The 20,820-nt window shown below is 37.1% G+C and carries 20 protein-coding genes, 1 pseudogene and 1 other annotated feature; of the genes and pseudogenes, 20 read left to right on the top strand and 1 reads right to left on the bottom strand.

The genetic code is table 11. From position 1 onward, the window contains the following. Positions 1–4 precede the first annotated feature (4 nt). From MKY26_RS10615 to MKY26_RS23390, 3 genes and pseudogenes are all read left to right on the top strand, one after another. Positions 5–925 (top strand): ABC transporter ATP-binding protein, encoded by a 921-nt coding sequence (locus MKY26_RS10615; RefSeq protein WP_322909623.1) that lies wholly within the window; start codon positions 5–7, stop codon positions 923–925. Between the two features lie 3 nt (positions 926–928). Then, complete coding sequence (locus tag MKY26_RS10610) at positions 929–1,885, top strand: ABC transporter permease (RefSeq protein WP_095372457.1); 957 nt, start codon at positions 929–931, stop codon at positions 1,883–1,885. 82 nt (positions 1,886–1,967) lie between these two features. Further along, positions 1,968–2,716, top strand: a pseudogene (locus MKY26_RS23390) (polysaccharide deacetylase family protein). Positions 2,717–2,894: 178 nt separating this feature from the next. On the opposite strand, the gene MKY26_RS10595 reads toward MKY26_RS23390, so the two are convergent. After that, on the bottom strand, positions 2,895–4,160 hold the full coding sequence (locus MKY26_RS10595; RefSeq protein ID WP_341096879.1) for a replication-associated recombination protein A: 1,266 nt from the start codon (positions 4,158–4,160) through the stop codon (positions 2,895–2,897). A gap of 238 nt (positions 4,161–4,398) precedes the next feature. Here MKY26_RS10595 and MKY26_RS10590 point away from each other — a divergent pair, with 238 nt between their 5' ends. The 17 genes from MKY26_RS10590 to udk all read left to right on the top strand — a co-directional run bounded on the left by MKY26_RS10590 (position 4,399) and on the right by udk (position 20,742). Further along, positions 4,399–5,058 carry a YczE/YyaS/YitT family protein gene (locus tag MKY26_RS10590; protein WP_095372460.1) on the top strand — a complete coding sequence of 220 codons (660 nt, stop codon included), beginning with the start codon at positions 4,399–4,401 and terminating at the stop codon, positions 5,056–5,058. 52 nt (positions 5,059–5,110) lie between these two features. Beyond that, the gene (cymR, locus tag MKY26_RS10585; protein ID WP_095372461.1) at positions 5,111–5,530 is read left to right on the top strand and encodes a cysteine metabolism transcriptional regulator CymR; all 420 of its coding nucleotides are present in this window, start codon (positions 5,111–5,113) and stop codon (positions 5,528–5,530) included. Between the two features lie 24 nt (positions 5,531–5,554). Then, a complete protein-coding gene (locus tag MKY26_RS10580) occupies positions 5,555–6,697 on the top strand; it encodes a cysteine desulfurase family protein (RefSeq protein WP_341096870.1) in 1,143 nt (380 codons plus the stop codon). Between the two features lie 29 nt (positions 6,698–6,726). Beyond that, the gene (gene mnmA / locus MKY26_RS10575; protein WP_322909619.1) at positions 6,727–7,842 is read left to right on the top strand and encodes a tRNA 2-thiouridine(34) synthase MnmA; all 1,116 of its coding nucleotides are present in this window, start codon (positions 6,727–6,729) and stop codon (positions 7,840–7,842) included. 298 nt (positions 7,843–8,140) lie between these two features. Further along, positions 8,141–8,794 (top strand): tetratricopeptide repeat protein, encoded by a 654-nt coding sequence (locus MKY26_RS10570; RefSeq protein WP_095372464.1) that lies wholly within the window; start codon positions 8,141–8,143, stop codon positions 8,792–8,794. A gap of 42 nt (positions 8,795–8,836) precedes the next feature. Continuing rightward, positions 8,837–11,236 (top strand): SF1B family DNA helicase RecD2, encoded by a 2,400-nt coding sequence (gene recD2, locus MKY26_RS10565; protein WP_341096855.1) that lies wholly within the window; start codon positions 8,837–8,839, stop codon positions 11,234–11,236. 131 nt (positions 11,237–11,367) lie between these two features. Further along, positions 11,368–11,838 (top strand): PRC-barrel domain-containing protein, encoded by a 471-nt coding sequence (locus MKY26_RS10560; RefSeq protein WP_341096849.1) that lies wholly within the window; start codon positions 11,368–11,370, stop codon positions 11,836–11,838. Between the two features lie 19 nt (positions 11,839–11,857). Then, positions 11,858–12,049 carry a hypothetical protein gene (locus MKY26_RS10555; protein WP_095373640.1) on the top strand — a complete coding sequence of 64 codons (192 nt, stop codon included), beginning with the start codon at positions 11,858–11,860 and terminating at the stop codon, positions 12,047–12,049. Positions 12,050–12,071: 22 nt separating this feature from the next. Further along, positions 12,072–12,206 carry a DUF3918 family protein gene (locus MKY26_RS10550; RefSeq protein WP_281202230.1) on the top strand — a complete coding sequence of 45 codons (135 nt, stop codon included), beginning with the start codon at positions 12,072–12,074 and terminating at the stop codon, positions 12,204–12,206. A gap of 146 nt (positions 12,207–12,352) precedes the next feature. After that, entirely contained in the window at positions 12,353–13,429 is a 1,077-nt protein-coding gene (locus tag MKY26_RS10545; RefSeq protein ID WP_307312804.1) for an AI-2E family transporter, read from the top strand. 89 nt (positions 13,430–13,518) lie between these two features. After that, positions 13,519–13,725: a binding site (T-box leader), on the top strand. Positions 13,726–13,779: 54 nt separating this feature from the next. Then, positions 13,780–16,413: an alanine--tRNA ligase gene (gene alaS, locus MKY26_RS10540; RefSeq protein WP_340975701.1), complete on the top strand. Its 2,634-nt coding sequence runs from the start codon at positions 13,780–13,782 to the stop codon at positions 16,411–16,413. A 159-nt stretch (positions 16,414–16,572) separates the two neighbouring features. Beyond that, positions 16,573–16,839 carry an IreB family regulatory phosphoprotein gene (locus MKY26_RS10535; protein WP_095372470.1) on the top strand — a complete coding sequence of 89 codons (267 nt, stop codon included), beginning with the start codon at positions 16,573–16,575 and terminating at the stop codon, positions 16,837–16,839. Between the two features lies 1 nt (position 16,840). Further along, positions 16,841–17,257 (top strand): Holliday junction resolvase RuvX, encoded by a 417-nt coding sequence (gene ruvX / locus MKY26_RS10530; RefSeq protein WP_341096829.1) that lies wholly within the window; start codon positions 16,841–16,843, stop codon positions 17,255–17,257. 12 nt (positions 17,258–17,269) lie between these two features. Then, the gene (locus tag MKY26_RS10525) at positions 17,270–17,551 is read left to right on the top strand and encodes a DUF1292 domain-containing protein (RefSeq protein WP_095372472.1); all 282 of its coding nucleotides are present in this window, start codon (positions 17,270–17,272) and stop codon (positions 17,549–17,551) included. 431 nt (positions 17,552–17,982) lie between these two features. Next, positions 17,983–19,107, top strand: coding sequence for an endolytic transglycosylase MltG (mltG, locus tag MKY26_RS10520; protein WP_322909615.1), 1,125 nt, complete (start codon positions 17,983–17,985; stop codon positions 19,105–19,107). A 237-nt stretch (positions 19,108–19,344) separates the two neighbouring features. Then, entirely contained in the window at positions 19,345–19,986 is a 642-nt protein-coding gene (locus MKY26_RS10515) for an O-methyltransferase (protein ID WP_095372474.1), read from the top strand. A 120-nt stretch (positions 19,987–20,106) separates the two neighbouring features. Beyond that, the gene (udk, locus tag MKY26_RS10510) at positions 20,107–20,742 is read left to right on the top strand and encodes a uridine kinase (RefSeq protein ID WP_095372475.1); all 636 of its coding nucleotides are present in this window, start codon (positions 20,107–20,109) and stop codon (positions 20,740–20,742) included. The last annotated feature ends 78 nt before the right edge of the window (positions 20,743–20,820 follow it).

Raw genomic sequence — 20,820 nt, 5'->3', positions numbered from 1 at the left:
AGAAATGAAAGCAGTAGTTAAAATTGAAAATGTAACAAAGATCATTAAAAAGAGAAAAATTATTGATTCCTTAAGTTTTGAAGTAATGGAAGGAGAGGTTTTTGGGTTTCTAGGCCCTAATGGTGCGGGTAAAACAACCACTATTCGGATGATTGTTGGCTTAATTGGCATTAGTGAAGGTGATATTAAAATTCTTGACAATAGTGTGCAAACAAACTTTGAGAAGGCAATCCAACATGTAGGAGCGATTGTTGAAAATCCAGAAATGTATAAATTTATGAGTGGATATCAAAATCTCCTCCATTACGCAAAAATGGCAGAGGGAATTACAAAAGAAAAAATTATGGAGACAGTAGAGTTTGTTGGTTTGACTGAGAGAATACATGATAAGGTGAAGACTTATTCTTTAGGTATGCGGCAACGACTAGGGTTAGCTCAATGTTTGTTACATGACCCTAAAGTGTTAATTCTGGATGAACCAACAAATGGATTAGACCCCGCTGGTATTCGTGAAATCCGTGACCATGTAAGGAAGTTAGCAAGAGAAAGAGGAATGGCAGTCATTGTATCTAGTCATCTACTATCAGAAATGGAAATGATGTGTGATCGAGTCGGTATTATTCAAAAAGGTAAATTAATTACGATTCAGTCTGTCCATGAGCAAGTAGAAGGAGGAGCAAAGGAATATGAAATTGACGTCGATCATCCAACAGAAGCAATGTTTGCTGTCAATAGATTAATTCCACAACAGCAAGCAGAAGTGAAGGGAAATACGCTTATGCTGCGAGCACAAAAAGAGGATATCCCTTTATTGGTGAAAGAGTGGGTTCATGATGGAATTAATATATATCGTATTCAAGAAACGACGAAAACGTTGGAAGACCGCTTTCTTGAAGTGACAACACTACAGAAGGAGGCGGAATAAGCGATGTTCTCATTAATTAGAAACGAATGGGTGAAAATCTTTAAACGAAGTGGCACTTATGTAATGATTGGCATTCTTCTTTTTATCGTCGCTGTAGCAGGTGCTTTTATGAAATACCAAGATGTACAAGGATCAGTCCCTCCAAATGAGCAATGGCAAAAAGGGTTACAAATGGAGATAGACTCCTATGAGAAGGAGCTGGAGAATTCCGGAGATATGCTTCCAGAGGATGTAAAAGAAAGCTATGAAAAGATCATTGCCATTAATGAGTATCGCATCGAAAACAATATATCACCAAATGGAGATTACGAGGCACTGAGTTTTATATCTGATATGTCTTCGCTAATAGATTTTGCCGGTTTGTTTATGATTATTATTGCTGGAGGGATTGTAGCAAGTGAATTTAATTGGGGAACGATTAAACTGCTACTCATTCGCCCAATTACTAGAAGTAAAATTCTTCTCTCCAAGTACATAACTGTGCTGTTATTTGGTTTCAGTTTGCTCTTTTTACTTTTCATGTTCTCTGGCATATTAGGCCTCGTTCTATTTGGTTTAGGTGGTAGTGAACCGTATCTCTTATATCAAGATGGAGTAGTAAAAGAACAGTCAATGATTTTGCATTTAATCAATGTGTATAGTTTATCATCCATTCAAAACATTATGCTAGCAACGATGGCCTTTATGATTTCATCAGCATTCAGAAGTAGTTCATTAGCAATTGGTTTATCTATTTTCCTTATGTTTGCTGGTGGACAAATTACTCACCTCATTGCGATGAAGTATGATTGGGCGAAATATAGTTTATTTGCTAATACCGATCTGTTTCAGTACTTTGAAGGAACACCGATGTTACCAGGAATGACGTTAACTTTTTCCGTTATCATGTTGATTGTTTATTTTCTGATATTCCAAATCATTGCATTTATCATATTTAAGAAAAGAGATATAGCTGGATAAAATCTAGAAGCTGCTGGAAATTTCCAGCAGCTTATTTTTATGGGTAAAATGGCCAAAATAATCATTGAAGGAGTGTGGGGTCATGAGGATAAAGTGGTTTTTTCTCGTTTTTATAATGATTTTATTTATACCATTTCGTATTAGCGAGGCTTCGATTAAGGAAAGAGATGAATACGAACAATTGGGCCTAGCCATTTGGGATTTTTGCCAAATGAAAGGAAATTATGTAGCACTTACATTTGATGATGGACCAGATCCTGTATACACGCCGCAAATCTTAGATTTATTAAAAAAATATCAAGTAAAGGCGACTTTCTTTGTCGTGGGGAAAAAAGCAAAGGATTTCCCTGAGGTGATACAGCGTATAAATAAAGAGGTCATGAAATTGCTAATCATACGTATAACCACGGATATGATGTCTTAATTAAAGAAGATAAATTGACAGAAGAACTTATAAAGACAGAGGAGGTTGTGAAAGCCATTACTTCTAAATCAATGACGTTATATCGACCAGTTGCAGGAATATACAATGATACTATTATGAATACAGCTAAAAAACAAGGTTATTTAGTAACGATGTGGTCTTGGCATCAAGATCCTAAAGATTGGATGAACCCTGGTGTTTATCCTATTTTTCATCACGTATCTACTGCGATGAAACCTGGAGATATAATTGTTTTACATGATGCTGGTGGTGATCGTTCACAGACAGTGTTTGCACTAGAGGAAATCTTGAAAACAATGAAAAATATTGAATTTAAAGGGGTAACTGTGTCCGAGCTTATTTTACTTTCACAAGAGATTCCAACAACTATCTTCGATGCAAAATAACACGTTTTCTCTTTTTTTGAGTGGAAATAAGTGGTGATGAAAAGATATGTTCTGCGTTACTTATCAGAGTGACAAGAGATAGATAAGGCATTGCCAAGTATTTTATTGTTAACAAATGAGGAAAATCCACTCAAACATTTAGAACTGAGTGGATTTACTATCTTTTTTAGCCAGAATCTTACTGTTGTAGCCGTTTGTAAACATTGGAAAGAGCTTGTTCAAATTTACCGTTCGTTTTTGGCTCATAATAAGTTTTCTGCTTAATGTTATTAGGCAAGTATTGTTGCTTTACCCATCCATTTTCATAATCATGCGGGTATTGATAGTCAATGCCTCTACCTAATTCTTTCGCCCCTTTATAATGGGCGTCTTTTAGGTGATCTGGAACTTCACCGCTAATGCCTGCACGTATATCTGATAAAGCCCGGTCAATCGCCATAATAGCTGAATTAGATTTCGGTGAAAGGCATAGCTCAATCACTGCATTAGCTAACGGAATTCTTGCTTCAGGGAAACCTAACCGCTCTGCTGATTCAATGGCTGATAATGTTCTTTGTCCAGCTTGGGGGGAGGCAAGTCCGATATCTTCATAAGCGATAACCAATAGTCTTCTTGTAATACTAACCATATCTCCTGCCTCAATTAATCTGCCTAAATAATGAAGGGAGGCATTCACGTCACTTCCACGAATGGATTTTTGGAATCCAGATAAAACATCGTAATGTGCATCACCATCTTTGTCATGTGCCATACTCTTTTTTTGCATGCATTCTTCGGCAGCTGAAAGTGTAATGAGGATAGTACCTGAGTCATCTGGTTCAGTTGAAAGCACTGCCAATTCAAGCGCATTTAGCGAACTACGAACATCGCCTCCAGATGCAGTTGCAAAGTGAGTTAATGCCTCATCTTCTATGTCTATTGTCTTATTACCCAGCCCTCTATCTTCATCAGCAATAGCTACTTTTAATGCCGTTTTAATCTCTTCCACTTCTAATGGCTTTAGTTCGAAAATTTGACATCGACTTCTGATGGCGGGGTTAATTGCATGATAAGGATTGCTAGTAGTAGCACCTATTAAGGTAATCATGCCATTTTCTAAATAAGGTAAAAGAAAATCCTGTTTTGCTTTATCTAAGCGATGAACCTCATCTAATAATAAAATAACCTTACCTGACATCTTTGCTTCGGCTGCTACGACTTCCATATCCTTTTTATTATTTGTCACTGCGTTTAAAGTGCGAAAAGCGAATTTAGTACTACCAGCTATTGCACTAGCAATAGAGGTTTTTCCAATTCCTGGTGGTCCGTATAATATCATCGATGATAGTTGTTTCGCTTTTACCATTCTATGAATAATTTTACCTTCTCCCGCGAGGTGTTGTTGACCAATAATTTCATTGATTGTTCTTGGTCTCATTCGAAAAGCTAACGGTTTGATACTCAACTATATCACTCCTAATTAGATAAGAGGCTTATCCTGTTCCTTTTGATAACATATCATAAAATTAAAATAGCTAAAATGATTAACGCTTGCAAATGTGCTATAATAGCAAGGTCTATTTATATGTTGTGAAGAAAAATGTTTTTAACCTATCCAACTACTTATTAAAGAGTATTCTACCATTTAATGGAGGGCGTAAGAAAAAAGATTAAAAATAATCTATCCTGTGAGGGCTTGTCAAATGATCAATAATAATAAAATAGGGCAAACAGGACCGAGGTTTATTATCTATTTACTCGGTTTATTAGTAATGAGTTTAGGAATTGTACTCCTTATTGTTGCAGATTTAGGCGCAACACCTTGGGACGTATTGCATGTAGGTTTGTATTATCAATTAGGGTTATCAATTGGCACCTGGTCTATTATTGTTGGTATTCTTGTACTTGCCATTGCGGCAATCATTGGTAAAGAGATGCCAAAAGCAGGTGCTTATCTTAATATGATTCTTATTGGAATCTTTATTGATTTGTATTTATTATTACCGTTTATGACCACTCCTGAAACGATTTGGGGAAAGTTCATTATGTTTGCTGGTGGTCTTTTAATTAATTGTTATGGTATGGGCTTGTATATATCAGCTCGTTTAGGTACTGGGCCACGGGATAGTTTAATGATGGCATTAATGAATCGAACAGGTTGGAAAGTTGCCTATATAAGGTCAAGTATGGAAATTATTGTGTTAGTTATCGGTTGGCAGCTTGGCGGTCCTGTTTTTTGGGGGACAATCGTTTTAAGCTTGGCTACTGGTCCAATAGTCGGTGCAGCATTACCACAATGTCAACGATTTACGAATAAGTTACTTGCACGAATGAAGGAAAGAAAAGTATCGATTGCCTCATAACAGGTAACGATGGAATTTATAGAGAGAATAAAGATGAATAGAGGTGTCGGGAATGAAAATATCGACAAAAGGTCGTTACGGATTAACGATTATGATAGAACTCGCTAAGAAATATGGGGAAGGTCCCGTTTCATTAAAAACAATTGCACAAGCAAATGATTTATCAGAACACTATTTAGAACAATTAATTGCTCCTTTAAGAAATGCTGGTTTTGTGAAAAGTATAAGAGGAGCTTATGGCGGATATATACTTGGAGATGAACCATCAAAGATCACTTCAGGCGATATTATTCGCGTATTAGAGGGTCCGATTAGTCCAGTTGAAGGGATAGAAAATGAAGAACCAGCTAAAAGAGAATTATGGATGCGTATACGTGACGCAGTGAAAGAGGTATTGGATAATACAACGATTGAGGATTTAGCAAACCATAAAGATAATGGTGAATCCGATGCTTATATGTTTTATATTTAACAGATTGGCAAGAAGGTGAAAAAAGTGGAAAGAATTTATTTGGATCATGCGGCAACAAGTCCGATGCATCCTCAAGTAATTGAAGTAATGATGCGAATGATGCAAGAGGATTACGGAAATCCATCAAGCATTCATTCTTTTGGTAGAGAAGCAAGACAAGTACTTGATCGGGCAAGAGAAGTAATGGCATCAAGTATTGGAGCTATTGCAAACGAGATTATTTTCACAAGTGGTGGAACCGAATCCGATAATCATGCTATTTTTGGAGTAGCTCGAGCGAATCAAAATAAAGGTAAGCATATCATCACTTCAGAAATTGAACATCATGCAGTACTACATGCGTGCGAAGAGCTTGAAAGAGAAGGGTTTGAAGTAACATATTTACCAGTCAACAATGAAGGGGTCATTGAGGTAGACACTGTTAAGAAAGCGTTACGAGATGATACAATTTTAGTTACCATCATGTATGCGAATAATGAAGTTGGTACCATTCAGCCCATCGCTGAGATAGGTAAACTGCTCGTTAATCATCAAGCAGTCTTTCATACAGATGCGGTACAAGCTTATGGCCTATTGCCTATAGATGTGAATGAAGCACATATTGACTTACTTTCTGTTTCAGCTCACAAAATAAATGGTCCAAAAGGGATTGGATTTCTATATTGCCGGAAAGACATTTCCCTTCCTTCAAGATTGTTTGGGGGCGAGCAAGAAAGAAAGCGTAGAGCTGGAACGGAAAATGTACCTGCCATTGCTGGTTTTTTAGAAGCAGTGAAAGTAAGTCAACAAAATAGAGTGGCTAAAAGTACGCACTTTCAACAATTAAGAGAAATGTTCTTGCAAACATTGATAGAAAATGGAATAAAGTTTAAGCAAAACAGTTCGCTTGCTGAAACACTTCCTCATGTATTAAACTTAAGCTTTCCAGGAACAAATGTGGAAGCTATGCTTGTTAATTTGGATTTGGTAGGGATTGCCGCATCTAGTGGTTCTGCATGTACAGCAGGATCTATAGACCCATCGCATGTACTGGTCGCGATGTTTGGTAAAGGAGATGAGCGGTTAGCTAACTCTATAAGGTTCAGCTTTGGCTATGGTAATACATTAGAACAAGCAGGTGTAGCTGGAAAAGAAGTAAGTAAAATCGTGCAACGATTTCAGGCATAAATAAAGTATAGCAAAGAGAGGTGAAGACAATGACAAAAGCGCCAAAAGATACGCGAGTTGTTGTTGGGATGTCCGGTGGCGTTGATTCATCGGTAGCTGCACTCCTTCTCAAAGAACAAGGCTATGATGTCATCGGCATTTTTATGAAAAACTGGGATGACACCGATGAAAACGGTGTATGTACAGCGACGGAAGACTATGAAGATGTAATCCGCGTATGTAATCAAATCGGTATTCCATACTATGCTGTCAACTTTGAGAAGCAATATTGGGATAAAGTGTTCACCTACTTTCTTGAAGAATATAAAGCAGGTAGAACACCGAACCCCGATGTCATGTGCAATAAGGAAATAAAATTTAAAGCGTTTCTAGAACATGCGATGCATTTAGGTGCTGATTATTTAGCAACTGGTCATTATGCGCGTGTAGAAGAAAGAGACGGCGAAGTAAAAATGCTTCGTGGCCTTGATGAAAACAAAGATCAAACGTATTTCCTTAATCAGCTTTCGCAAGATCAATTAAAAAAAGTAATGTTCCCAATCGGCAATATTAAAAAGTCAGAGGTAAGGGAAATTGCGGCAAAAGCAAATTTAGCAACAGCTACTAAGAAGGATAGTACAGGTATTTGTTTTATTGGTGAAAGAAACTTTAAAGAATTCCTAGGTAACTACTTACCAGCTCAACCAGGTAATATGGAGACATTTGATGGTAAAGTAGTCGGTAAGCATGATGGTTTAATGTATTATACAATTGGTCAAAGACATGGTTTAGGGATCGGTGGCGCAGGTGAGCCTTGGTTTGCGATTGGTAAGGACTTGAAAAGGAATGTTCTTTATGTAGGACAAGGCTTTCATCATGAAAAATTATATTCCGATTCCCTTGTAGCTGTGAATGTAAGTTGGGTATCTGAAAAAGAAATGCCACAAACATTTGAATGTACAGCTAAATTTAGATATCGTCAGACAGACAATAATGTAACGGTGGAACGCTTAGCGGACAATAAAGTTCGAGTGAAGTTTCATGAGCTAAGTAGAGCGATTACCCCTGGCCAATCAGTTGTTTTTTATAACGGTGACGAATGCTTAGGCGGAGCAACAATTGATGAAGTATATATTAATAGTAGTCAACTCACATATGTAGGATAAAAAATCAGGCAAATTGATTGCCTGGTTTTTTATTTTTCCCACGTTTTTATGATAAATCTTCAACAAGTTACTGAGTCTAGAATGGATACGCACAAATGCCGCAAATCATCGAAGTTAACTTTTCTCCTCTCATTCTTTGGAGAAGCTGGAAAATCAAGCCGTGTACCAACTATATTATGTTCAATTCTAAAAACCTAAACAAATTATGCCTGAACGTTTAGCCTGTGAATGAAGTCATAACGAAAAATATGCTATACTATTTCGAAGAGTAAAGAGATAGAAATGGAGTCGATAAATAATGGATAAAAACCAACAAGGTATTCAATATATGCAAGAAGGTAAATGGGAAGAAGCAGCTAAGATTTTTATGGAAGCCATTGATGAAAACCCTGAGGATGCGGTTTCTTATATCAATTTTGGTAATGTTTTATCAGCCGTTGGCGACGGAGAACGAGCATTGAAGTTTTTTCTAAAAGCAATTGAACTTGATGAAAACGCGGGTGTTGCTTATTATAGTGTCGGAAATTTACTTTTTGAAAAAGAACAATTTGACGAGGCTAAAAATATGTTTGAACAAGCGATGCAAAAAGGAATCGACCATGGAGACAATTATTTTATGTTAGGTATTTCCCTTATGCAATTAGAGCAAGGGAAATTAGCATTACCATACTTACAACGTGCAACTGAATTAAATCCACAGGATGCAGAAGCGGCGTTTCAATATGGTCTTTGCTTAGCGCAATTAGAATTAATAGATGAAGCCATTAAGCAACTACAACAATGTATTGAATTAGATGAGGAACATGCAGATGCTCATTATAATCTCGGTGTCGCTTATGGTTTTAAAGAAGACGTGCAAAAGGCACTCGCTCATTTTAATCGTGCATTGGATATACAACCGGATCATATGCTTGCCGGCTACGGTAAGAAAATGATTGAAAAACAAGCATAAGATAAAAAACAAGATGCGCTTAAAAAGGAAGGAGCATATGGGATGGATGAGCAGAATTCTTTAGATTTATTTGCTGAACAAAAAACGTATGTAAAGGGCAAGCATCTTGTGACTATTTTCCATAATGAGAGTAATCTTTATACGGTTTTACGTATTCGGGTGCTAGAGACAAATGCACAATATGAAGAGAAAGAAGCGGTCATTACTGGCTACATACCGAAAATCCATGAAGAGGAGACCTATACATTTATAGGGGAATGGAAGGAACATCCAAAGTTTGGGTTGCAATTCCATGTAGAGCAGTACAAGAAAGAAATGCCTCAAACAAAAGAAGGTGTCGTTAATTATTTATCAGGTGACCTCTTTAAAGGAATTGGTAAGAAAACGGCACAAAGTATCGTGGACGAGCTTGGAGAAAATGCGATCAATAGCATTTTAAATAATCCTTCATTATTAGATGGGATACCAAAATTAGCAAGTGAAAAAGCGAAAGTTTTATACGACACACTTGTGGAGAATCAAGGAATTGAACAAGTCATGATTCACCTCAATCAACTTGGTTTTGGTCCACAACTATCTATGAAGATTTTTCAAACATATAAAGATCAAGCAATAGATATTTTGCAAAAAAAACCTTATCAACTCGTAGAGGATATTGAAGGGATTGGCTTCCATCGGGCAGATGAGATTGGACAACAAGTGGGAATGTCAGGTAGTCATCCTGACCGTATTAAAGCAGCATGTTTGTATGTGCTTGATAGTGAAAGTGCACAGGCAGGTCACGTATATGCTGAAGCAGAAGAATTACTCCCTGCTGTCAAAAAACTATTAGAGGAAAAAGCGACTGAGGTAATCCCTTACGAGGCGATTAGTGAAGCAATCTTAAAGCTCGGAGAAGAGAGAAAAGTGATTGCAGAAGGACAGCAGTTATATTTACCTTCTCTTTTCTTTTCTGAAAAGGGAATCGTTACAAATATCAAACGTATACTCAATCAAACGGAATTTAATGAACAGTTTCCTGAATCGGAATTCCTCCTTGCTTTGGGACAATTAGAAGAGCGACTTTCGGTACAGTATGCGCCATCTCAAAAAGATGCCATTCAAAAAGCGTTAATGTCGCCAATGATGATCTTAACTGGTGGTCCAGGTACGGGCAAAACAACGGTTATTCAAGGAATTGTTGAATTGTATGGTGAATTACATGGCTGTAGTTTAAATCCGAAAGACTATAAAAAAGAAGAGCCTTTTCCTTTCTTATTAGCTGCACCTACTGGAAGAGCGGCGAAAAGAATGGCAGAATCTACAGGATTACCAGCTGTGACGATTCACAGATTGCTTGGTTGGAATGGAAGTGAGGGTTTTGACCATCATGAAGAAAACCCGCTTGAAGGGAAAATTCTTATTGTTGATGAAACTTCCATGGTTGATATATGGCTAGCCAATCAACTTTTTAAAGCGATCCCTGAAGAAATGCAAGTCATACTTGTTGGTGATGAAGATCAATTACCATCTGTGGGCCCAGGTCAAGTATTAAGAGATTTATTACTTTCTGAACGTATCCCTTCGGTTATGTTGACAGATATTTATAGGCAATCGGAAGGCTCGTCAATTATTGAGTTAGCACATGAAATGAAAAAGGGAAGATTGCCGCAAAATATTACTCAGCAACAAAAAGACCGTTCCTTTTTTCAATGCCAACCAGGTCAAATTGGCACGGTTATCGGGCAAGTAGTGCGAAATGCAAAGAAAAAGGGGTATTTAGCAAAGGATATTCAAGTACTTGCACCGATGTATCGTGGTCCTGCAGGTATTGATCGCCTTAATAAAATGATCCAAGAAATTTTCAACCCTAATGAAGATGGTAGTAGAAAGGAAATTGCTTTTGGTGATGTTGTCTATCGCATTGGAGACAAGGTGTTGCAATTAGTCAATCAACCTGAAAACCACGTTTATAACGGTGATATGGGTGAAATTATTTCCATATTTTATGCAAAGGAGAACACAGAGAAACAAGATATGGTTATTGTTTCTTTTGACGGAGTGGAAGCAACGTATACAAAACAGGATTTAAATCAAATCACTCATGCCTATTGTTGTTCCGTTCATAAGTCACAGGGCAGTGAGTTTCCGATTGTTATTCTTCCGGTCGTTAAAAGTTATTACCGGATGTTACGGAGGAATTTATTATATACTGCCATTACACGAAGCAAGCAGTTCCTTATATTATGCGGTGATGAAGAAGCGTTAAAAATGGGTATACAACGATTGGATGATCAATCGAGGCGATCTAACTTACGATTGAAGTTAAAAGATGAAATCTTCGAAGGAGAGACCATTGAAGCTGTAGATGAATCATTAACATATGAAGATTATTTGATGAAAGTCGACCCGTTGATAGGAATGGAAAATATCACACCTTATGATTTTTTAGAGGCTGATTAGACTAAGATGAGAGATTTTTCTCATCTTATTTTTTTACCTATATACATAAAACAAATTGCCAACCTGGAAAAAGAATGACTCGCACCATCTTTGAACAAAATAACAATGTTCAAAGAAGGTGGGAGTAACTTTTGCGAACATTTTCCTTATTAAGAGGCTTGTCGGTAATCGTGTTGAATAACGGTAGGACAATAGGTGAAGTGAATGATCTCTTCATCTCACCCGAAGGATTAGTGAAGGGACTATGGGTGAAGAACCACTCATTTATTCGTAAATCCTTTTTTCTAGATATTAAAGATGTGTACTCATTTGGTTGGGATGGTGTGATGATTGAGAGTTGTGATGTATTAACAGCTATACCAAAGCATAGTGATTTTACAATTGCTAGTGAAAATCGTCTGGCTGGCCGAATGATGATGACAAGAGAGGGCGATCGCTTAGGACTTCTTCAAGATGTATATTTCAATGAAGAATTGGGCACAATCGTAGGGTATGAACTATCAGATGGCTTCTTTTCTGATGTACTTGAAGGAAAGAAAGTAGTTAAAGCTAGTTGCGCACCAGCGATTGGAAAGGATGCCATTATTGTAAATGTAGAATAAGGTAGGTGTCCTTTCCATGATGCTTCAATGTCCTAATTGTCAAAGCAAAGATGTCGGTAAGATTGGCATAAATCAATATTACTGTTGGAATTGCTTTATCGAACTCTCATTGTCTAAAGGAATTATTCACACTCACCAAGTGGAAGAAGATGGGTCTTTAAGTTCTTTAGATGACTTATTTGATGAAGAAGAGCGTCGTTTTTCTTCATAAAAATTCTTATGAGAGGTGTCATATGATGAATAAAATGTTAACCTCAGCAGCTGTCATAGGCGCAGGTGTAGCCGCATATAGCTATATGCAGAAAAATAACATCGTCTCAAAAAGAGATATGAAAAAAATACAAAGAAAAGTAATGAAAATGTTTTAAATGTTTTGGCGTCCTCAATCAAATAGATTGGGGACGTTTTTTCGTACCTGTGCTATGTCAATAAATGAATCCATTCCGTCCCTTATTTAACTTGTATGTATAATTCATATGCTCTCTTCTCAAGATAGTAAAGGGAGGCGTAGTGCATGGACGTTCGTATGAAATGGTTGTACCGTTTAGGCTTTGTTTTGCTTGTTCTCATTTTACTTTATATCTTTTTTCAATTAAAAGAATTATGGCTCCCTCTTTTAAAATTACTGCTTGTTGTGCTGATTCCGTTTTTACTTGGGGCATTTTTTACTTATCTCTTACACCCTATTGTTGAAAAGTTACATCAAACGGGTATGCACAGAGGATTAGCAGCTTTAGGAATTTATTTATTATTTTTTGGTGGTGTTGGCTACGGATTGTATAAAGGGATTCCGGCTTTTATTCATCAACTAAATGATTTAGTTGATCATGCGCCAGAGTTTGCCGAGCAATATCGCTCTTTTATTGCTTTGATTCAAGAACGCACATCTGAATGGCCAGAAACATTACAATTACGTGTAGAGGATGGGATTAACAATATTGAAGCAGCATTAGATAAATTATTAACAAAGGCAATTAATATATTGCTTGAGATTCTTAATTATGCTTTAATCATCGCTATTATCCCATTTATCTCCTTTTACCTTTTAAAAGATTATACGGATGTAAAAAAAGCAGTCTGGTACTTAACGCCAAGAAGATGGAGAAAAGAAGCTGTTTTGTTTATAAGAGATGTTGATAAGTCACTCGGAGGTTATATTCGTGGGCAGCTCCTTGTATGTTTAGTAATCGGGGTGATTTCAGCTACTTTATTTTGGGTGTTCGGTATGAAGTATCCATTGTTGCTTGGTTTTATCATTGCAATAACCAATATTATTCCGTATTTTGGTCCAATTATTGGTGCAGTCCCAGCGGTGATTATTGCAGCGACCCTGTCAGTCAAAATGGTAATTATCACATTAATTATTATAGTTGTATTGCAATTTGTGGAAGGGAATATATTATCTCCTTTAATTGTAGGGAAAAGCTTACATATGCACCCCCTCATTATTATGCTTTCATTACTAGCTGGTGGAGAAGCTGGCGGTATCATTGGTTTAATTATGGCTGTTCCGATTTTGGCAATCCTAAAAATTAGTCTTATACATGCACGTAAACTATTAATGAACCGACATAGGGCAGATAAGGTATAGTTTCAGCTGAATTTGTTGATACTGTTAGACATTGATATTGACAAAAGAGCAAAAATCTAGCTATAATTCGACTATATCTATTTAAATAATGTAAGATGTTGATGGAAGAAGTATGTTATAGTCCATTCGAAAGAGAGGAAATTCCATGGCTGAGAGAATTTCTCGATGAAGGATAACAGAAAGCTAATCCGGAGTGCAGTTAACTACTGCCGTTCACCGCGTTAAGGTGCTTTGAGAGGTGAGAGTTTTCTTTCACAATCAGGGTGGTACCGCGAGCTTAAGTTCTCGTCCCTGTATTGGGGATGAGGGCTTTTTTTTATGGTTACATAAATTTTTTAGGAGGTTTTTTTATGAAACATTTAACTGGTGCAGAAATTAGACAAATGTTTTTAGATTTTTTTAAAGAAAAAGGTCACGCAGTGGAACCAAGTGCTTCTTTAGTACCACATGAAGATCCGTCACTACTATGGATTAATAGTGGTGTAGCTACATTGAAGAAATATTTTGATGGTCGAGTGATTCCCGAAAATCCAAGGATCGTTAATGCACAAAAATCAATACGTACCAATGATATTGAAAATGTTGGGAAGACAGCACGTCACCATACATTCTTTGAAATGCTTGGGAATTTTTCTATCGGTGACTACTTTAAAGAAGAAGCGATTCTATATGCTTGGGAATTCTTGACGAGTCCAAAATGGATTGGTTTTGAAGAAGACAAATTATCTGTGACAATCCACCCTGAGGACGATGAAGCGTACAAATTATGGAGAGAAAAAGTAGGTGTACCAGAAGAACGAATTATTCGTTTGGAAGGGAATTTCTGGGATATTGGTGAAGGACCAAGTGGACCGAACACAGAAATTTTCTATGATAGGGGAGAAGAGTATGGTAACGATTTAAATGATCCTGAGCTCTATCCTGGGGGAGAGAACGAACGTTACTTGGAAGTATGGAACCTTGTATTTTCTGAGTTTAACCATAATCCAGATGGAACATATACTCCACTACCAAAGAAAAATATTGATACGGGCATGGGCTTAGAGCGTATGGCTTCAGTTGTGCAAAATGTAAAGACGAATTTTGACACAGATCTATTTATGCCAATCATTAAAGGAACAGAAGATATTTCTGCTGAGAAATATGGAAAAACTGCGGAACAAGATGTCGCATTTAAAGTGATTGCTGACCACATTCGTACAGTAGCATTTGCAATTGGTGATGGTGCTCTTCCATCAAATGAAGGTAGAGGATATGTTCTTAGACGATTATTACGTCGCGCGGTTCGTTATGCGAAACAAATCAATATTCATCGTCCGTTCATGTTTGAGTTAGTACCAGTGGTTGCAGAAATAATGGTTGATTATTATCCACAAGTAAAAGAAAAAACGGCTTTTATTCAAAAAGTCATTAAAAACGAAGAAGAACGCTTCCATGAAACGTTACACGAGGGTTTAGCTATTCTTTCAGAAGTAATGAAAAAAGAAAAAGCTAATGGACATACTGTAATCGATGGAAAAGATGTTTTCCGTCTTTATGATACGTATGGTTTCCCCGTTGAATTAACAGAGGAGTACGCAGAAGAAGAAGGGATGAGCATCGACCATGATGGCTTTGAAAAAGAGATGGAAAATCAGCGTGATCGCGCTCGAGCTGCTCGTCAAGATATAGATAGTATGCAAGTCCAGGATAGTGTCCTAGGTGAAATTACGGTAGACAGTAGGTTTGTTGGGTATGAACAATTGACGATTGATACTGAAGTAGCTGCAATTGTAAGTGGTGGCGAGCTAGTAGACCAAGCTGGTCAAGGCGAAGAGGTTCAATTAATATTGACAGCTACTCCTTTCTATGCTGAAAGTGGTGGGCAAATCGCTGATAAGGGAACTCTAACAGCAAGTGGCGTGAGGGTTGAAATAAAAGATGTGCAAAAAGCTCCAAATGGACAAAACCTCCATCGTGCAGTTGTCACAGAAGGAGAATTAAAAGCTCATTCATCGGTTAAAGCATCTGTAGATTATTTTAATCGTAATAAAATCGTAAAAAATCATACTGCGACACATCTTCTTCACCAAGCATTGAAAGATGTATTAGGTACGCATGTAAATCAAGCAGGTTCTCTTGTTGAACCAGATCGACTAAGATTTGACTTTTCTCACTTTGGACAAGTAACAGGAGATGAGTTAGAGAAAATCGAAGCCATTGTTAACGAGAAAATTTGGAATAGCTTAAATGTGCAAATTGACCTGAAAGATATTGAAGAAGCAAAAGCAATGGGAGCAATGGCTTTATTTGGAGAAAAGTATGGGAAAATTGTACGAGTTGTTCAAATCGGTGATTATTCATTAGAACTTTGTGGTGGCTGTCATGTGGCAAATACTGCAGTCATTGGTTTGTTCAAAATCCAATCTGAAAGCGGGATTGGTGCAGGCACAAGAAGAATAGAAGCAGTCACAGGTGAAGGTGCTTATAAGATGATGACAGAGCAAATCTCTGTATTAAAAGAGGCTGGAGCTAAATTAAAATCAAATATAAAAGATGTACCAGTAAAAATTGACAGCTTACATGCAGAAATCAGGCAATTACAAAGAGAAAATGAATCATTAGCAACTAAATTGGGTAATATTGAAGCTGGAAGCTTGATTGACCAAGTGAAAGAAGTGAACGGTGTAAAAGTATTAGCTGCAAAAGTTCAGGCGACAGACATGAACCACTTGCGTAATATGGCAGATGAATTAAAACAAAAGCTTGCTTCAGCAGTGGTTGTACTAGGTAGTGCGAATGAAGGAAAAGTGAATTTAATTGCCGGTGTGACAGATGATTTGATTAAAAGTGGCTATCATGCGGGTAAATTAATTAAGGAAGTGGCTACTCGCTGTGGAGGCGGTGGCGGTGGACGTCCAGATATGGCGCAAGCTGGTGGAAAAGACCCAGCAAAATTAGAGGGAGCGTTACAATTTGTAGAGGAATGGGTAAAATCCGTTTGATTCCCGAATAGTTTAGTGTAAAATGTAGGTAAACAAAAGCGAATCATAAAAAGAAGAGGTTATATAACCTCTTCTTCATGAACTTGGTGTAGCTATCCATCCTTCTCTTTTTGAATAGGTAGCTTAATCGCTTAAGAACAGAATAGTGAGGTGTAGCAATTGAGCTCATTTGACAAAACGATGAGATTTAATTTTCCTGAGGAACCATTTGAACAAGATGTCAATAAAGTTTTGTTCCATGTTCACGATGCCCTGCAGGAAAAAGGGTATAATCCTATTAATCAAATTGTAGGTTACCTGCTTTCTGGAGATCCTGCCTACATACCCCGTCACAAAGATGCAAGGAATGTGATTCGCAAGTTAGAACGGGATGAAATTATTGAAGAACTTGTGAAGTCGTATTTAAAACAGCAACGAGAGGGATAATATGCGTACAATGGGATTAGATGTCGGCTCAAAAACGGTCGGCGTGGCTGTTAGTGATGGTCTTGGTTGGACAGCCCAAGGCATCGAAACAGTGAAAATAAATGAGGAACAGAATCAGTACGGATTTAAACGTATTGGTGAGCTGCTCAAAGAATATGAAGTAACAAAGGTTGTTGTTGGCATTCCTAAGAACATGAATGGTACAATAGGGCCTAGAGGTGAAGCGAGTCAGTTCTATGGTAATGAACTTAACAAACGTTTCGGTGTTGTGGTTATTTATTGGGACGAGCGTCTCACTACAATCGCTGCAGAGAGAGTCCTACTTGATGCAGATGTCAGTCGCAAAAAAAGGAAAAAAGTGATTGATAAAATGGCGGCAGTCATGATTTTACAAGGTTATTTAGATAGCCAGAATTAAGAGGTGAAAGAAATGGATCACGGAGAAAACAATATCACAGTAGTAGATGAGGAAGGTAACGAGCAGCTTTGCGAAGTGCTTTTTACTTTTGACTCTGAAGAATTTGGCAAATCTTATGTTCTTTATTATCCAATTGGTGCAGATGAGGATGAAGAAGAGGTTGAAATTCATGCATCTGCATTCGTTCCAAGTGAAGATAATACTGATGGTGAATTAATGCCAATTGAAACGGACGAAGAATGGGACCTTATCGAAGAGATGTTAAATACATTTTTAGAAAATGAAGAAGAATAAATTTGAAAAGACCCGCTTGTTTAGTGGGTCTTTTTTTTATGTTCTATCATTCTTCGCAGGTGAACTTGCGACTAAGGCTAACCCAGATTAATATCACACAACAAAAAAACATTAAGTAAAAAAAGACTTAGCAAAATATAACCTATCTCAAAAAAAACCTCCACTTTCAGCATTGTCCTCATTTCTATCTCATTCTCTATAAACTTAACTCATTCATTATTAAGGGAGAGGTATTATTGATTAACGCTTTCAGTATAACTGATTCGTTCTATAGTAGAAGAATTTTGTCTAAATATGCTATCCTATGACAGAAAGTATAGTATAATAATCCGAGATGTATGAGAGCTATTTTCCAGCTATTAATACAGTAGCAACATGAGGCGAAAAGGAAGTATGAATAGTAAGGGGAAATAGTTGCAAGGAGGTTTACCATGACAGATGATAAAAAAGGTAAGATGAAAAAACAGTTGATAGAGAGGCAAACAGAGGCGAAAGTTGTGCGTAAAATCGTGTTAATTACAGCCATAATATTATTTGTAATCATAGGTGTTGGAGGGCTAGGTGGGTTCCTTTATGTGAATTCTGCTTTAAAACCTGTTAATCCAGATAACGACAAAGTCAAAAATGTCGAAATCCCTATAGGCTCATCCGTTTCAGGGATCGGACAAGTATTAGAAGAGAATGGGATAATAAAGGATGCTAGAGTATTCAAATACTATGTGAAGCTAAAGAATGAATCAGGCTTTATGGCAGGAACTTATGAACTGGCACCGGCGATGACTTTAGGTCAAGTCATATCAGAGCTGAAAACTGGAAATGTTGATCAAGAAGTCGTGTTTAAAGTCACACTTCCTGAAGGCAAGCAGTTGGAGCAAATTGCAGCAATTATAGCAGAAAAAGCAGGCATGGACGCAGACGAAGTCTTTGCAGAATTAAATGATAAAGCATTTGTACAGGAAATGCAGGAGAAATTTCCAAGTGTCATTACTGATGATGTTTTTGCGGAGAATATTAAATACCCTTTAGAGGGTTATCTATTCCCTGCCACATATGATTACTACAAAGAAGATGCAACGTTAGAAGAAATTGTAACACCAATGATTAAGAAGACAAGTGAAGTGCTTGCTCAGTACACAGATGCAATGGAGAACAAAGAGATGTCTGTCCATGAATTACTCACAATGGCTTCATTAATCGAAGAAGAGGCCACTGCACAAGTGGACCGCGATAAGATAGCCAGCGTTTTTTATAATCGTATGGATGAAGATATGCCTTTACAAACAGATCCCACCGTTTTATATGCACATGGTGAGCATAAGGAAAGGACATTGTATAAGCATTTAGAAATAGATGACCCATATAACACATATAAATACAATGGCCTAACACCTGGACCGATTGCTAATGCAGGTTCAACTTCTATTGAAGCTGCATTGAATCCTGAAGAAACGGATTATTTGTATTTCCTAGCTACACCAGAAGGAGAAGTTTTATTCTCTAAAACATTGGATGAACATAATGTGAAGAAAAATGAGCACATAACTAGTAATAATTAAAAAATAGAGGAAGCTAAAGAGGTGTGAATGATGTTAGATCATCATTTATGATAAAATCTCATAGCTTTCCTCTTTTTTATGTGGTAAAATAGCACAAGCATTTTATATATTTTTTTATGTGGCGTATCATGCAGATAGCGTAGATGGTCCAAGCTCTTGTTGACAATCTACTAATGTGAGCGCTTTTTTTCTTGCATATGCAAAGGATGGAAGTTAAATTAATAGAGGTGAAAGTAATTGCTAAATGATGAGCTAATTACATATATGCAAAAATTAATACCGGATCGTACAAACCTCTTCATGGAAATGGAAGAATACGCTAGGGAAAATCGTGTGCCAATCATGGAACTAGAAGGTATTGAAGCCATGTTACAGATTGTACGAATTCAACAACCAACAAAAATATTAGAGATTGGAACAGCAATCGGATATTCCGCTTTACGAATGGCTGAAGCTTGTCCATCTGCTCATATTGTTACATTGGAAAGAGATCAGGAGCGTTATGAAAAGGCAGAGAACTACTTTGCAAGAAGCGGCATGGCGAATCAAATCACTTTAATTAAAGGCGATGCATTAGAGCAAGAAGATGAGGTTCGAATATTAGGTGACTATGATATGATATTTATTGATGCAGCAAAAGGACAGTATAAGAAGTTTTTCGAGATGTATAGTCAATATTTAAATGATACAGGTGTAATTATTACCGATAACGTGTTATTTAAAGGCCTTGTTTATGAAAAAGCAGAGATAGAAAAAAAACGCATCCGCAACCTAGTGCAAAAAATTGACCAATTTAATGAATGGCTTATGAAAAATGATCGTTACCATACGGTGATTTTGCCTATTGGTGATGGTGTTGCGATTAGTAGAAAGAAATAAGTTTTGTTGTGATAAAGAATTATTACTAGTATAAGTACCATATGTTTGGCAATCATAGCAAAAAGGTGTATATTGTTAAACAGTAGCAAAAAAGCTACGATGTTAGGGAGATTGATAAAGATGAAGAGAAAACCGATTGTGATCGGTGTAGCTGGTGGATCAGGTTCTGGAAAGACAAGTGTAACGAAGGCGATTTATAATCAATTTCAAGGTCATTCTATTCTTATGTTAGAACAAGACTATTACTATAAAGATCAAGCACATCTACCGTTTGAAGAACGTTTGAAAACCAATTATGATCATCCACTTGCGTTTGACACAGATTTATTAATTGAGCATATCATCTCTTTAACGAATCACGAGGTCATCGAAAAGCCTGTATATGACTATTCTATTCATACGAGGTCAGATGATGTCATCGTTGTTGAACCAAAAGATGTAATTATCTTAGAGGGTATTCTTGTACTTGAAGATGAGCGCTTACGTGATTTAATGGATATGAAGCTGTTTGTCGATACGGATGCAGATCTAAGAATTATTAGAAGGCTTATGCGTGATATTAAGGAGCGAGGGCGTTCCATTGACTCAGTAATTGAGCAATATGTCAGTGTTGTTCGTCCAATGCATAATCAATTTATCGAACCGACTAAGAGATATGCCGATATTATCATTCCTGAAGGTGGACAAAATAAAGTGGCGATTGATTTAATGGTCACAAAAATTCAAACAATTCTTGAAGAAAAGTCTTTTTTATGACACAATAGCATAGAAAAATAATAAGGCTACAAACGTTTGCATAGATAGGCGCGTTCGATAAAGGACGCGCTGTAAATG

Origin of the sequence: Cytobacillus sp. FSL R7-0680, assembly GCF_038009245.1 — a bacterium.
In the GTDB taxonomy this organism is placed as follows: Bacteria; Bacillota; Bacilli; order Bacillales; family Cytobacillaceae; genus Cytobacillus; species Cytobacillus kochii.
Note: the sequence above shows the minus strand (reverse complement) of the source record. Positions and strands in the feature narration are given on the sequence as shown.

Excerpts from the sequence above, each read along its gene's own strand:
- MKY26_RS10615 (WP_322909623.1), top strand. The coding sequence starts at position 5 with ATGAAAGCAGTAGTTAAAATTGAAAATGTAACAAAGATCATTAAAAAG.
- MKY26_RS10610 (WP_095372457.1), top strand. The coding sequence starts at position 929 with ATGTTCTCATTAATTAGAAACGAATGGGTGAAAATCTTTAAACGAAGT.
- MKY26_RS10590 (WP_095372460.1), top strand. The coding sequence starts at position 4,399 with ATGATCAATAATAATAAAATAGGGCAAACAGGACCGAGGTTTATTATC.
- cymR (WP_095372461.1), top strand. The coding sequence starts at position 5,111 with ATGAAAATATCGACAAAAGGTCGTTACGGATTAACGATTATGATAGAA.
- mnmA (WP_322909619.1), top strand. The coding sequence starts at position 6,727 with ATGACAAAAGCGCCAAAAGATACGCGAGTTGTTGTTGGGATGTCCGGT.
- MKY26_RS10570 (WP_095372464.1), top strand. The coding sequence starts at position 8,141 with ATGGATAAAAACCAACAAGGTATTCAATATATGCAAGAAGGTAAATGG.
- recD2 (WP_341096855.1), top strand. The coding sequence starts at position 8,837 with ATGGATGAGCAGAATTCTTTAGATTTATTTGCTGAACAAAAAACGTAT.
- MKY26_RS10555 (WP_095373640.1), top strand. The coding sequence starts at position 11,858 with ATGCTTCAATGTCCTAATTGTCAAAGCAAAGATGTCGGTAAGATTGGC.
- MKY26_RS10550 (WP_281202230.1), top strand. The coding sequence starts at position 12,072 with ATGATGAATAAAATGTTAACCTCAGCAGCTGTCATAGGCGCAGGTGTA.
- MKY26_RS10545 (WP_307312804.1), top strand. The coding sequence starts at position 12,353 with ATGGACGTTCGTATGAAATGGTTGTACCGTTTAGGCTTTGTTTTGCTT.
- alaS (WP_340975701.1), top strand. The coding sequence starts at position 13,780 with ATGAAACATTTAACTGGTGCAGAAATTAGACAAATGTTTTTAGATTTT.
- ruvX (WP_341096829.1), top strand. The coding sequence starts at position 16,841 with ATGCGTACAATGGGATTAGATGTCGGCTCAAAAACGGTCGGCGTGGCT.
- MKY26_RS10525 (WP_095372472.1), top strand. The coding sequence starts at position 17,270 with ATGGATCACGGAGAAAACAATATCACAGTAGTAGATGAGGAAGGTAAC.
- mltG (WP_322909615.1), top strand. The coding sequence starts at position 17,983 with ATGACAGATGATAAAAAAGGTAAGATGAAAAAACAGTTGATAGAGAGG.
- udk (WP_095372475.1), top strand. The coding sequence starts at position 20,107 with ATGAAGAGAAAACCGATTGTGATCGGTGTAGCTGGTGGATCAGGTTCT.